This is a genomic window from Inquilinus sp. OTU3971 (genome assembly GCF_038440215.1).
The window spans coordinates 1-12,288 of the sequence record NZ_JASATH010000227.1; the positions used below are offsets into that span (position 1 = coordinate 1).

A 12,288-nucleotide genomic window follows, 5' to 3' on the forward strand; every position below is an offset into this window, starting at 1 on the left:
CAACTTTCTCAGATCCAAAGCCCCGATGCACCCTCTCAGTGTGAGAATTCCGGGTTAGCGCTCGAACAGTTTCGTTGAGCGCGCAGGTTTCCGTCCGGGAAATGCAAGATCGGGCGCGGCTCGCCGCCCTGATCGCGGGGGCGGAAATCGAGGAATGCGGCGCCGGGCGGCGGTCCGCCGCACCCGGCGCCGCCTCGGTTTCACAGCACGAAGTCGGCGGCGACCAAGCCGATGACGCCGGTCAGTTGGATGTGGAAATCGGAGACGCCATCGCCATTGAGATCGCCGGCGATGGTGGTGACGGCACCGTCGGAGGCATAGCGCAGCTGGCCGGCGACGCCGGTATAGGGGCTTGTGCCGATGAAGCTGAAGACCTGGTTCCCGGCGGCGCCGGTGTTGGCGTCGATCGCAGCCAGGTCGATCTTGTCGGCCTGCACGTGGCTGAAATCTGTGATCCGGTCGGCATTGGTCCCGACCGGGCTATCGGCTGCGCGGGCATAGACGAAGCGGTCCGCCCCGGCACCTCCGGTCAGCGTGTCCTTGCCGCCGGCCCCGGTGAGCACGTCGTTGCCGTTCCAGCCCTGCAGCACATTGGCACCGCCGTTGCCGGTGAGGCTGTCGTTGCCCTGGCTCCCCGACAGGTTCTCGATGTCCTGCAGGTCGTCGCCCTCGGCGTCGCCGCCGGTGTTGGGACCGCCGGTCGCGAGACTGGCCGAGACCCCGACCGCGCCGGTGTAGTAGCTGGCGGTGTCGGTGCCGTCGCCGCCGTTCAGGTAGTCCGCCCCGGCGCCGCCGCGGAGCACATCGTTGCCGCCATTGCCGTTGATGAAGTCGGTGCTGGCGCTGCCCGTGACGGTGTCGCCGCCCGACCCGCCGAAATATTCGAGGCTCTCGACATTGATCGCGATCATGCCGTTGCTGCCGGTGGCGGAGGTACCGCTGAAGGTCAGGGTCATCCCAACCGTCTCGTCGCTGTCATTGACCGAGATCCGGTCGATGCCGGCGCCGCCGTCGATGCGGTCCACCACCAGGCCGGCGGCCACCGCTGTGGCCGGGGCGATGTTCCCGCCGCCGACGAACAGCCGGTCGCCGGGCGACAGCACGTCGTCGCCCGCCCCCCCGGCCAGGATGTCGCTGCCAGCACCGCCGGCAAGGTCGTCATTCCCGGCCCCGCCTGTGATGGTCTCGGCGCCGGAGCCGCCGTAATAGCTCAAGGTCTCGACATTGATCGCCGAGATCCCGAGCAGGCCGATGCTGACGCTGGTGCCGACGAGCGCCGCGGTGACGTTCTGATCGCCCCCGCGGTAATCGATGACCAGCCTGTCGGCCCCGGCCCCGCCATCGACCGAGTCGAGAATGCCGGCCTGGATGGTGTCGTTGCCGTCGCCGCCGAGCAGTTCGTCGCGGGCCCCATCCTCGACCGACAGGTAGTAGGGCGCCGTGACGCCCTGGACGCCGCCGAACAGCTGGTCGCCGCCGGCGCCGCCTTCAAGCCGGTCGCCGCCGGCACCGCCATATTGGATGTCGTCGCCCGTGCCGCCGCGGAGGTCGTCGACTCCGTCGCCGCCGAACAGCCAGTCGGTGCCGACGCCGCCGTCGAGCGTGTCGTTGCCAGCGCCGTCGAACAGCCGGTCGTTGCCGTCGAGGCCGGTGAGGACGTCGTTGCCGTCGCCGCCGAAAAGATCGTTCGCGCCGGCCGAGCCGGTCAGCGTGTCGCCGAGGGCCGAGCCCACGAGGTCCTCGACATCGCCGGAGATCAGGTCCCCTTGGGCGTCGCCGCCGAATCCGGCGCCGCCGATGGTGGCGGTCACGCCCGCCGCGCTGCCCCAATAGCTGACCGTATCGAAGCCGGCGCCGCCGACCAGCAGATCGGCCCCGGCCCCGCCCCAGAGCGTGTCGTTGCCGTCGTCCCCGTAGACCGCGTCGGCGCCGCCGAGGCCGTAGAGCTCGTCATTGCCGCCGAGGCCGTGAATGACATCGTCGCCGCCCGTGCCGAGAATGAGATCGTCGCCCGGGGTTCCCGAGAAAATAGCCATGCCCAATCTCCCAGTCGAAGACGGCAAGCAATTCTACACAAAGAGCGGATGCTCCATGAAACGGGATCGCAACTATGGCGGACCCCGGCCCGAGCGGCTCGAGGCTCCAGGATAGACGCCGACCAGATCCTTGTCGCCGCAGGAACGGCAGGACTGCGACGCCATGGCCCGGACAGCCGGGCTGGCCGCGGCTGCAAACCCGGTTAAGATCGTCCCGGCCCGCTCGACACGACAGGACCCGATCCATGGTGCAGCACGGTCGAACCCCAGGCATCCGGCGCAGCGCCGCCCTTACCGCCGCGTTGCTGCTTGGCCTGCTGTCCGCCGCCCGGGCGGAGCCGGCCTTCACCGACCCCTGGCCGGCGGTCGGCGATGCCGCCGGGCGGATCGTGGCGGTGCCGAGCCACAGCCCCTTCGTGCCGTCCGAGATCGGACCCGACGCCCCGGCCACCCCGGCCCGCGTCACCTACTACCCGCCTGCCGGCGCTGACGCGGCGCACAAGGCACCGGCCGTGGTGCTGCTGCACGGCGCCGCCGGCATCGACGAGCACCGCGAGCCGACCTATGCCCGGCAGCTGGCGGCGATGGGCATCGGCGCCGCCGTCGTCGACGTGTTCGGCGCCCGCCGCGACCTGGCCACCAGCTTTACCGACCGGGTGATCCAAATCACCGAGACCATGGCCCTGGCCGACGCCTATGCCACCCTGGCCTGGCTGAAGGCGCGGCCGGAGATCGACGGCAGCCGGGTGGCCGTGTGGGGCTTCTCTTACGGCGCCATGGCCAGCATCGTCGCCACCAACGCCGCGATCGCCGACCGCTTCGCGGCCCTCTACCGGCTGGGCGACACCCGCTTCGCCGCCCATGTCGCCTTCTACGGCCCCTGCATCATCGGCTTCGCGGAGCCGCGCACCACCGGCGCGCCGGTGCTGATGGCCTGGGGCGACCGCGACGCCATCATGGACCCGGCCGACTGCCAGGCCACGGCGGCCACGCTGCGCCAGGGCGGGTCGCGGGTGCAGACCATCACCTATCCCGGCGCCGTGCATCAATGGGACGGCAGCCGCCCGGGACCGCGGCCGATCGGCCGGCTGCTGAACGACTGCGACTTCGAGGTCGAGCGCGACCTGACGGTGCGCGACGGCAATCTCGGCCTCGCCATGGGCGGCAGCTTCACCCGCAAGCTGATCCTGGCCAATTGCGTCGGCAGCGAGGGCTATCTGATCGGCCGAGACGATGCCGTGCGCGCCCGGTCGGACCGCGACGTGGCCGCCTTCCTGTCGGCCGCCTTCGGCCTGGCCCAGCGCAGCTGATGCCCGCACTGCACCGGCTGATCGCGGCATTGACCCCGCTGGTGCCGGCCTTGCGCGCTTTGGCGCCGCGGCCGGTGTCGGCGGCGGAGCGGCTGGCCGCCCTCCCGACCGCCGGCCTGCCGCTGTCGCGCCCGGTCGACATCCGCTGGAATAGCCACCAGATCCCCTTCGTCGAGGCCGAGACCGACGGCGACCTGGCGGTGGCGCTGGGCCTGGTCCACGCCCATCTGCGCGGCGGCCAGATCGCGCTGATGAAGCGGGTGGCGCAGGGCCGGCTGTCGGAGATCGCTGGGCCGGTGGCGCGCGACATCGACCATGCGCTGCGCATCCTCGACTACGGCCACGCCGCCGACACGGTGATCGACCGGATGCCGGAAGACAGCCGCGCCTTCGCCGAGGCCTTCGTCACCGGCGTCAACGCCTGCCACGCGCTGGAGCGGGCGCCGCCGCCGGAATTCGCCCTGCTGGGGCTGCGGCACGAGCCCTACACGCTGCGCGACCTGTGGAGCATCGGCCGGCTGGCCGGCAGCGACATCAACTGGGTGGCCTATTTCGGCCTGCTGCGCGAGCGCGGCACGCCCGGCTTCGCCGAAGCCTGGGCCCGCACGCTGAAGGCCGGCGCCAACGCCGTCACCAGCTTCACCCTCGACAGCCAGCAGGCGGCGCTGGCCACCCTGCTGACCGCGACCGGCCGCACCGGCAGCAACAGCGTCGCCGTGGCCGCGTCGCACAGCGCCACCGGCGGGGCGATGATCGCCAGCGACCCGCATCTGTCGCTGTCGCTGCCGAACCTCTGGCTCGTCGCCGGCATGCGCTCGCCCGGCTACCACATGGCCGGGCTCATGGTGCCGGGCCTGCCCTTTGTCGCGGTCGGCCGCAGCCTGCACCTGGCCTGGGGCGGCACCAACATGCGGGCGGCGTCGAGCGACCTGTATGACGTCGGCGCCCTGCCGGAAGCGGAGATCGAGACCCGCGAGACGGTGATCCGCACCCGGTTCTGGCGGCGGGCCCGACGCAGGGTCCGGCGCAGCCGCTTCGGCCCGATCGTCAGCGACGCCAAGGTGGCGTGCAGCCGGCCGGGCGACACCATCGCCCTGCGCTGGATCGGGCATGAGGCGACCGACGAGGTCACCGCCCTTCTGCGCGCCAGCCGCGCCACCACGCCGGAAGGGTTCCGCGCCGCCTTCGCCGGCTTCGGCGTCTCGGCCCAGAACATGCTGGTGGCCGGGGCGGACGGGCGGATCGGCCAGATCATGGCCGCGACCTTGCCGGTGCGCACCCGCTTCCCGCCGGCGGATCCGGTGCTGGACGCCGGCGACCCGGACACCCATTGGCATGGGCTGGTCGACGCCCCGGCCCTGCCCTGGACCGCCGACCCGCCGGACGGGCTGCTGGCCACCGCCAACAACCGGCCGACCGACACCGCCCTGCCGGTCGGCTTCTTCTTCTCCGCCGATGAGCGGGTGCGACGGCTCTACGCCCTGCTGCGCGCCAAGGACCGGCTAGCGCCCGAGGATCTGGCGGCGCTGCAGGCCGACACGGTGTCGCCGGACTCAGGCGTCCTGGCGCGGCATCTGGTCGAGGCGATCCGCGCGGCCGGAATCGGCGGCGAGCAACCCGCCTTCCTCGACAGGCTGGCCGGCTGGGACGGTGACTACGCCGCCGGGTCGGCCGGCGCCCCGGCCTTCGAGGCGCTGCTGCACCATCTGGTGCCGCGGGTCTATGGCGCTGACTCGCACGACGCCATGCCGCGGCTGATGGCGCAGTGGAACGCGATCACCGCCTTCCTCGCCGACGACCTGGCGGCGCTGGCGCCGGAGCGGCGCCGCCAGGTGCTGGCCGAGGCGGTCGGGCTGGCGGCGATCGATACCGCCCCGATCCCGAGCTGGGGCGAGATGCACCGGATGCGGGTGGCGCATATCCTGGCCGCCCTGCCGGTGCTGGGCCGGTTCTTCGTCTTTGGCGACTACCCGACCGGCGGGTCGCGCGAGACGCCGATGAAGACGGCGCACGGGCTGGTGCGCGGCCGGCACAACGCCAGCTACGGCTCGATGGCCCGGCATGTCGCCGACATGTCCGATCCCGATTCCAGCTGGGTCACGCTGTTCGGCGGCCAGGACGGCTGGCTCGGAAGCGAAGGGCTGACCGACCAGATCCCGCTTTGGCGCGAGCGCCGGTCGATCCGCCTGCCGCTGCGGCCGGAGACGGTGGCGCGGGAGTTCCCGACCCTCACGCGCCTGTCGCCGCGATGATCGACGCCACCCCGGCCTTCCGGCTGGCGGCGGCGCTGCGGCGCCGGCGGCTGCAGCGGCTGGACCCGGCGGAGAGCCAGCGCCGCACCCTGCTGCGGCTGCTGCGCCGCGCCGCCGGCACCCGCTTCGGCCGCGACCACGGCTTCGACCGCGTCACCGATGTCGCCGCCTTCCAGGCGGCCGTGCCGCTGCGCCGCTACGAGGCGATGTGGCAGGACTACTGGCAGCCGGCCTTCCCGGTGCTGCAGGACGTGTCCTGGCCCGGCCGCATCCCGTACTTCGCCCTGTCCTCCGGCACCACCAGCGGCACCTCCAAATACGTGCCGGTCAGCGATGCGATGCGCCGGTCCAACACCCGCGCCGCCTTCGACCTGGCCGCCTGGCATCTCGGCGCCCGGCCGGGCAGCCGAATGTTCGGCGGCCGCAGCCTGATCCTGGGCGGCAGCACGACGTTGACCGAGCACGCCCCCGGCGTCTTCAGCGGCGACCTCAGCGGCATCGCCGCCCGCACCCTGCCGCCCTGGGCCCGGCTCTTCGTCTTCCCCGGGCCGGACCTCGCTTTGCTGACCGACTGGGAGGAGAAGCTGGACCGCATCGCCCGCGGGTCGCTGGAGCTGCCGGTCCGCAGCGTCTCCGGCACCACCAGCTGGCTGCTGCTCCTGCTGGAGCGGGTGCGCGAGCTGCGCCGCGGCCGCGGCGACGCGCCCGACCCGCCCTATCCGTCGCTCGACCTGCTGGTGCCCGGCGGCGTCGCCCTGGCGCCCTACAGGCCGCGGCTGGAGCGGCTGATCGCCGGCACCGCGGCCGAGATCCGCGAGGCCTATGCCGCCAGCGAGGGCTTCATCGCGCTGCAGGATGGCGGGGTGGGAGAGGGGCTGCGGCTGAACCTCGACCACGGCCTGTTCCTGGAGTTCGTGCCGGTCGAGGAGCTTGGCTCACCCCGGCCGACCCGGCACTGGATCGCCGACGCCGAGCCGGGGGTGAACTACGCGGTGCTGGTGACCAGCTGCGCCGGCCTGTGGGCCTATGTGCTGGGCGACACGGTGCGCCTGGTCGGCCGCGGCCCGCCCAGGGTGCTGATCACCGGCCGCACCAGCTACGGCCTGTCGGCCTTCGGCGAGCACCTGATCGCCGAGGAGGTCGAGCGCGCCATCGCCGACGCCGCCGCCGCGATCGGCGCCGACATCGCCGATTTCGCGGTGATGGCGGTGTTCCCGGACGACGCCGCACCGGTCGGCCGCCACCGCTGGTTCGTCGAGTTCGCCGACAGGCCCGGCAAGGACGCGGCCGGCCGCTTCGCCGCCACCCTCGATGCCCGGCTGTCGGCACTCAACGACGACTACGCCGCCCACCGCGCCGGTGGCACCGGCATGGGCCCGCCCGAGGTGGTGGCGGTGCCGCCCGGCCGCTTCGCCGCCTGGATGAAGTCCCGTGGCCGCCTGGGCGGTCAGAACAAGGTGCCGCGGCTGATCGCCGATCCCGGGCTGGCGGCCGAGCTGGCGGCGTTCATGGCTGAGTCTTGATGCGGTTCTTGGCGTGACGGGGAACCAGAACCAGCTATAGTAGGCAAAATACCTACTTTCAAAGGTCATCAGATGGACAGAGCCGTTTCAGCCGCAGAGGCCAATCGGAACTTCTCACGGCTCCTGCGCGATGTCCGCGAGGGCCGGAGCTATGTCGTCACGGCCCACGGCAAGCCGGTGGCCCGGATCGTCCCGGCGGCGGGTCACTCGGCCGTAACGGCAGGAGCCCGGACCGCCCTTCTGACGCGTCTCGCGGCACAGGCGCCGGTGGATGTCGGCCGCTGGTCGCGCGACGAGCTCTACGAGCGCGATCGGTGAAGGTCGCGCTCGACACCAATATCCTGGCCTACGCCGAGGGGGTGAACGGAGCCGATCGCGCGGCCGCGGCACGGGGGCTTGTCCAGAAACTGCCGGCCGATGCCGTGGCCCTGCCAGTCCAGGTCCTGGGTGAGCTCTTCCACGTCCTGGTTCGCAAAGCCAAGTGGACGCCAGATGCCGCCCGTACGGCCATTCTCAGCTGGCACGACGCCTTCGCCATCATCGACACGTCGATGGGGATCATGGCGGCAGCCGCTGATCTGGCCCATGATCATCAGCTCGTCATCTGGGATGCCGTAATTCTCGCCGCGGCCGCCGAAGGCAGTTGCAGGCTGCTGCTATCGGAAGACCTGCAGGACGGCTTCACCTGGCGGGGCGTCACCGTCGCCAATCCGTTCGCACCGACCCTGCATGCCCTGCTGGAAGCGTTCCTAGCAGATTGACAGCCGCTCAGGCCGCGCGGTCCATCAGCGTCGGGTCGTCGTTGCGCACGGCGTTCACCCGGGTCGAGACCGGATGGGCCTCGACCGGCAGGTCGGCGGGCGGCGCCAGCAGCGCCTGCAGCTGCGCCGGCGACGCCGATTCCTCGCCGAGCCAGGCCCGCCACTGCTCCGGCTCCAGCATCACCGGCATGCGGTGGTGGATCGGCCGCAGCCGCTCGACCGCGTCGGCGGTGACGATGGTGAAGGTCCGCACCCACTCCTCCGATTGCGGGTCCTTCCAGCCCTCCCACAGCCCGGCGAAGAGCATTGGCCGGCCGTCCAGCCGGCGGACGAAGTGGGGCGTGCGGTCCGGCGCCCATTCGTAGAAGCCGTCGGCCGGGACCAGGCAGCGCCGGGTTTGGAATGCCTTGGCGAAGCTGCGCCGCTCGGCCAGGGTTTCCGACCGGGCGTTGATCAGCTTGGCGCCGCCCTTCAGGTCCTTCTCCCAGCTTGGCACCAGGCCCCAGCGCAGCAGGTCGATCGCCCGCCGCCCGGTCTTGGCATTGAACCGGACCACCGCGAGATCCTGGGTCGGCGCCGCGTTGTAGCGGGCCGGGATGTTCGGGATCGGACCTTCGGCGCCGACGATGGTCGTCAGCTCCTCCGGCGGCAGCTTCTGGACGAATCGTCCGCACATGGTCTCAGGCCGGCATCGGCAGCAGGTAGGGTCCGAGCAGCAGGCCGAACAGCATCATCAGCACCACCAGCGTCACCAGGGTCAGGCCGAAATGGGCGCCGCGCTGGTCCTGCGGCACGCGCAGCACCAGGCCGGTGCCGCGATAGAGGATCGTCAGAGCGTAGCCGATGGCGAGCAGCACCAGCAGCACTGCGGCCGGGCCCGACATCAGCAGCTGCACGCCGGGGCCCAGCATCTCCGCGACATAGACCGGCGTCATCGCCAGCGCCACCAGGACGAAGGCGGCATCGAAGTTGGCGATGGCGCCGAACATCCCGGCGTAGAAGCGGACCACGGCGGCCATGACGAACAGCCCCGCCAGGTTCACCACCACCCGCACCGCCAGGAACAGCACCAAGAGGCCGATCGGCGTCGCCACATCGGAGACCGAGAGCAGCAGCGCCAGCAGCAGGAAGGCGCCGATCGAGGTCAGGACCAGCACCGGCAGCGCATGCTCGCGCACGACGATGCGCCAGTTCGGCGCCGGCACCCCATGGGCGGCCAGCGTGGCGTCGGGCTCGAACAGCATGCCGCGCACGCGGCCCACCACAGCGGCGAGATCCAAAACCGTCTCCAGCACATCGTCGCGGTCCCGCAGGACCGTCCCCCTATGCGAGGGGATATGGCCCTGCCCCCGGAGTGCATGCAACCCCGCGCCTTGCAAGGCCGGGCCGCGCATGCCATGCCTGCCACGATGAAGCGGCAGATGCGACGGAGCAAGCCCGCGGCCCCCGGGTCGCGGCGGGAGATCGAGCTGGTGGTCGAGCGCCTGGGCGGCGGCGGCGACGGTATCGGCACGGTCGACGACCTTCGCGTCTATGTGCCCTTCGCCGCGCCCGGCGACCGGGTGCGCGCCCGGCTTGGCCGGCCGGAGGGCCAGGCCTATCGCGGCGAGTTCATCGAGCTGGTGCAGCCCGGCCCGAATCACCGCGAGCCACCCTGCCCGCATTTCGGCCCCTGCGGCGGCTGCCAGGTGCAGCATCTGGCGCCGCCTGTCTACACCGAATGGAAGCACGGCCTGCTGGCCGGCGCCCTGGCCCGCAACGGCCTCGAGATCGAGGTGGATGCCCTGGTCGAGACCCCGCCGCGCAGCCGCCGCCGGGCCAGCCTGGCGGCCCGGCACGGCCGGTCGGGCGTGTTCCTGGGCTTCAACGAGGCAGGGTCGAGCCGGATCGTCGATCTGACCGACTGCGTCGTGCTGCGGCCGGAGATCACGGCCCTGCTGCCGCCGCTGCGCGCGGTGCTGGCCGCGATCCTGCCCGAGAACGGCGGCGCCGACCTCGCCGTCACCCTGCTGGACGACGGCATCGACCTGGTGATCGTGGCCGAGGCGGGGCTGGATTTGGCGCGGCGGGAAAAGCTGGCCGAGTTCGCCGCGGCGCAGGATCTGGCGCGGCTGTCCTGGCGCGGCCCCGATGGCTTCACCGATCCGGTGGCGCATCGCCGGGCCGGGGTGGTGCATTTCGACGAGGTGCCGGTGGCGGTGCCGCCCGGTGGCTTCCTGCAGGCCAGTGCCGAGGGCGAGGCCGCGTTAACCCGGCTGGTGCGCGAGGGCGTCGGCCCGGCCAAGCGGATCGCCGACCTGTTCTGCGGCGCCGGCACCTTCGCGCTGCCGATGGCGCGCGGCGCCCAGGTGACCGCGATCGACGGCGAGGGTGCTTCAGTTGAGGCGCTGGCCATCGCCGCCCGGCGCGGCGGCCGGGGCGAGCGGATCACGGCGCAGCGGCGCGACCTGTTCCGCCAGCCGCTGACCGCGGCCGAGCTGCGCGGCTTCGACGCCGTGGTGTTCGACCCGCCGCGGGCCGGGGCGCGCGACCAGGCCGAGGCTCTGGCGGCCTCGGGCGTACCGGTGGTGGTCGCCGTGTCCTGCAACCCGTCCAGCCTGGCGCGCGACGCCCGGACCCTGGTCGATGGCGGCTACCGCTTGGAGCGGGCGACGCCGGTCGACCAGTTCCTGTGGTCACCGCATCTCGAGGCGGTGGCGGTGTTCAGGCGCTGATCAGCCGATCAGGCTGCGCAGCGGCACCAGGGGACGCGGGCCGACATGGCCGATCACCTCGGCGGCGGCAATGCTGCCGATGCGGCCGCTTTCGGCCAGGCCGAGTCCACGGGTGAAGCCGTAAAGGAAGCCGGAGGCGTAGAGGTCGCCGGCGCCGGTGGTGTCGACCAGCTGGACCAGCGGCGCGGCCTCGACCAGGACGGTCTCGCCCTCGGTCACGATCACCGAGCCCTTCTCGCTGCGGGTGATCGCCGCGACCTCGCAGCGGCCGCGCACCGCGGCGACGGCGGTGTCGAAATCGTCGACCTGGTACAGCGCCTTGATCTCCGCCTCATTGGCGAACAGCAGGTCGACATGGCTGTCGATCAGCGACAGGAAGCTGTCGCGGTGCCGTTCGACGCAGAAGCTGTCCGACAGGGTCAGCGAGACTTTGCGGCCGGCCGAATGCGCGATCTGCGCCGCCTTGATGAAGGCTTCCTTCGCCGTCGGCCGGTCCCACAGATAGCCTTCGAGATAGGTCACCTGCGAGCCGGAGATCACCGCCTCGTCGACATCGTCCGGCGTCAGCTCGACGCAGGCGCCGAGATAGGTGTTCATCGTCCGCTGCGCATCCGGCGTGACGATGATCAGGCTGCGCGCGGTCGGCGGCGTGCTCGCCACAGCGGGGTCGAGCGGCTTCGAATCGAAATCGACGCCGACGGCACGGATGTCGTGGCGGTAGACGGCGCCGAGCTGGTCGGCCGTCACCTTGCCGATGAAGGCGGCCTTGCCGCCCAGCGAGGCCAGCCCCGCCGCGGTGTTGCCGGCGGAGCCGCCCGAGGCCTCGAGCCCCGGCCCCATGGCGGCGTAGAGCGCCTCGGCCCGCTCCGCATCGATCAAGGTCATCGCCCCCTTCACCAGGCCGTGCCGGGTGATGAAGGCTTCGTCGTTCTTGGTGATGACATCGACGATGGCGTTGCCGATGCAGGTGGCGTCGTAGCGGGCGCTCATGGGTCTCGCTGATTGCGGCCAAGGGTGCGACCCGCAAGGGGTCCCTGACCCTCTAGGCTGCGCCCGCCGCCAAGTCAACCGGAGCCGCAGGATGGGGCAGGCCGTAGCGCGCCGCGATCCGGTCGATCCACAGCCCCGGCGTGCCGTGCGGCCGCTCATGCGGGGCGAAGGGGGTGAGCACGGCGTCGAGCCGGGCCATCGCCGCCGTGACCTGCTCCGCCTCGGCCGGACTCAGCACCGGCTTCGCCCCCTCATCCGTCAGGGCGCGGATGCGGCTGCGCTCGACCAGCTTGGTCACCAGGTGATGGCCGTCGAAGCGGCGCAGGCAGACGCCATAGGCGGCGCCGAGCCAGTTCTCCTCCCAGATCTCGTCGAGCGCCTTGGCGAAGGCGGTCTCGTCGATCGCGCCGGCCGCGTCGAACAGCTCGGTCCAGCCATGGAGCCGGCCTTCGGAGGCGAGCAGGGCCCGGCGGAAATCGGCGGCAAAATCCTGCCGCAGCCGGTCCGCCAGCGCGGGCAGCGGCAGGGTCGACTCGGCGGCGCGGCGGGCCCAGGGCAGCACCGCGGCGCCGAACCATTCCTCCGGCTGCGGCGCCAGCGCCTCGCTGCGGATGGCGCTGCGCGCCGTGAGGGACGGGTCGAGCACGTATGTCGGCTGCGGCAGGCAGCGGGCGGCGATCAGCGCGCGCAGCCGGTCCTCGG

11 protein-coding genes are annotated in these 12,288 nt (G+C 72.0%); 6 read left to right on the top strand and 5 right to left on the bottom strand.

All coding sequences use genetic code 11. The features are described from left to right. Positions 1 to 200: 200 nt before the first annotated feature. Positions 201 to 2,036, bottom strand: a complete 1,836-nt coding sequence (locus AAHM41_RS35145) for a calcium-binding protein (protein ID WP_342241284.1) — start codon at positions 2,034 to 2,036, stop codon at positions 201 to 203. A 245-nt stretch (positions 2,037 to 2,281) separates the two neighbouring features. Between AAHM41_RS35145 and AAHM41_RS35150 the strand changes: the two genes are divergently transcribed. From AAHM41_RS35150 to AAHM41_RS35170, 5 genes are all read left to right on the top strand, one after another. Further along, positions 2,282 to 3,346 (top strand): dienelactone hydrolase family protein, encoded by a 1,065-nt coding sequence (locus AAHM41_RS35150; protein ID WP_342241285.1) that lies wholly within the window; start codon positions 2,282 to 2,284, stop codon positions 3,344 to 3,346. Beyond that, positions 3,346 to 5,598, top strand: coding sequence for a penicillin acylase family protein (locus AAHM41_RS35155; protein WP_342241286.1), 2,253 nt, complete (start codon positions 3,346 to 3,348; stop codon positions 5,596 to 5,598). Before AAHM41_RS35150 ends, AAHM41_RS35155 begins: the two co-directional genes overlap by 1 nt. Beyond that, complete coding sequence (locus AAHM41_RS35160) at positions 5,595 to 7,121, top strand: GH3 family domain-containing protein (RefSeq protein ID WP_342241287.1); 1,527 nt, start codon at positions 5,595 to 5,597, stop codon at positions 7,119 to 7,121. Before AAHM41_RS35155 ends, AAHM41_RS35160 begins: the two co-directional genes overlap by 4 nt. A 72-nt stretch (positions 7,122 to 7,193) precedes the next feature. Then, complete coding sequence (locus AAHM41_RS35165; RefSeq protein WP_342241288.1) at positions 7,194 to 7,439, top strand: type II toxin-antitoxin system Phd/YefM family antitoxin; 246 nt, start codon at positions 7,194 to 7,196, stop codon at positions 7,437 to 7,439. Further along, positions 7,436 to 7,882, top strand: coding sequence for a PIN domain-containing protein (locus AAHM41_RS35170; RefSeq protein ID WP_342241289.1), 447 nt, complete (start codon positions 7,436 to 7,438; stop codon positions 7,880 to 7,882). The genes AAHM41_RS35165 and AAHM41_RS35170 overlap by 4 nt, the downstream gene beginning before the upstream one ends. Positions 7,883 to 7,889: 7 nt before the next feature. On the opposite strand, the gene AAHM41_RS35175 is transcribed toward AAHM41_RS35170, so the two are convergent. Together AAHM41_RS35175 and AAHM41_RS35180 are read right to left on the bottom strand one after the other, a co-directional pair. Continuing rightward, complete coding sequence (locus AAHM41_RS35175; protein ID WP_342241290.1) at positions 7,890 to 8,558, bottom strand: SOS response-associated peptidase; 669 nt, start codon at positions 8,556 to 8,558, stop codon at positions 7,890 to 7,892. Positions 8,559 to 8,562: 4 nt separating this feature from the next. Next, positions 8,563 to 9,162 (bottom strand): YIP1 family protein, encoded by a 600-nt coding sequence (locus AAHM41_RS35180; RefSeq protein ID WP_342241291.1) that lies wholly within the window; start codon positions 9,160 to 9,162, stop codon positions 8,563 to 8,565. A 141-nt stretch (positions 9,163 to 9,303) separates the two neighbouring features. Between AAHM41_RS35180 and AAHM41_RS35185 the strand changes: the two genes are divergently transcribed. Then, positions 9,304 to 10,596 (top strand): class I SAM-dependent RNA methyltransferase, encoded by a 1,293-nt coding sequence (locus tag AAHM41_RS35185; RefSeq protein WP_342241292.1) that lies wholly within the window; start codon positions 9,304 to 9,306, stop codon positions 10,594 to 10,596. Here AAHM41_RS35185 and AAHM41_RS35190 read toward each other — a convergent pair whose 3' ends face one another. Both AAHM41_RS35190 and AAHM41_RS35195 read right to left on the bottom strand, forming a co-directional pair. After that, complete coding sequence (locus AAHM41_RS35190; RefSeq protein ID WP_342241293.1) at positions 10,597 to 11,586, bottom strand: adenosine kinase; 990 nt, start codon at positions 11,584 to 11,586, stop codon at positions 10,597 to 10,599. A 52-nt stretch (positions 11,587 to 11,638) separates the two neighbouring features. Continuing rightward, on the bottom strand, positions 11,639 to 12,288 hold a 650-nt coding region (locus tag AAHM41_RS35195; protein ID WP_342241294.1), incomplete at its 5' end, for a DUF6058 family natural product biosynthesis protein.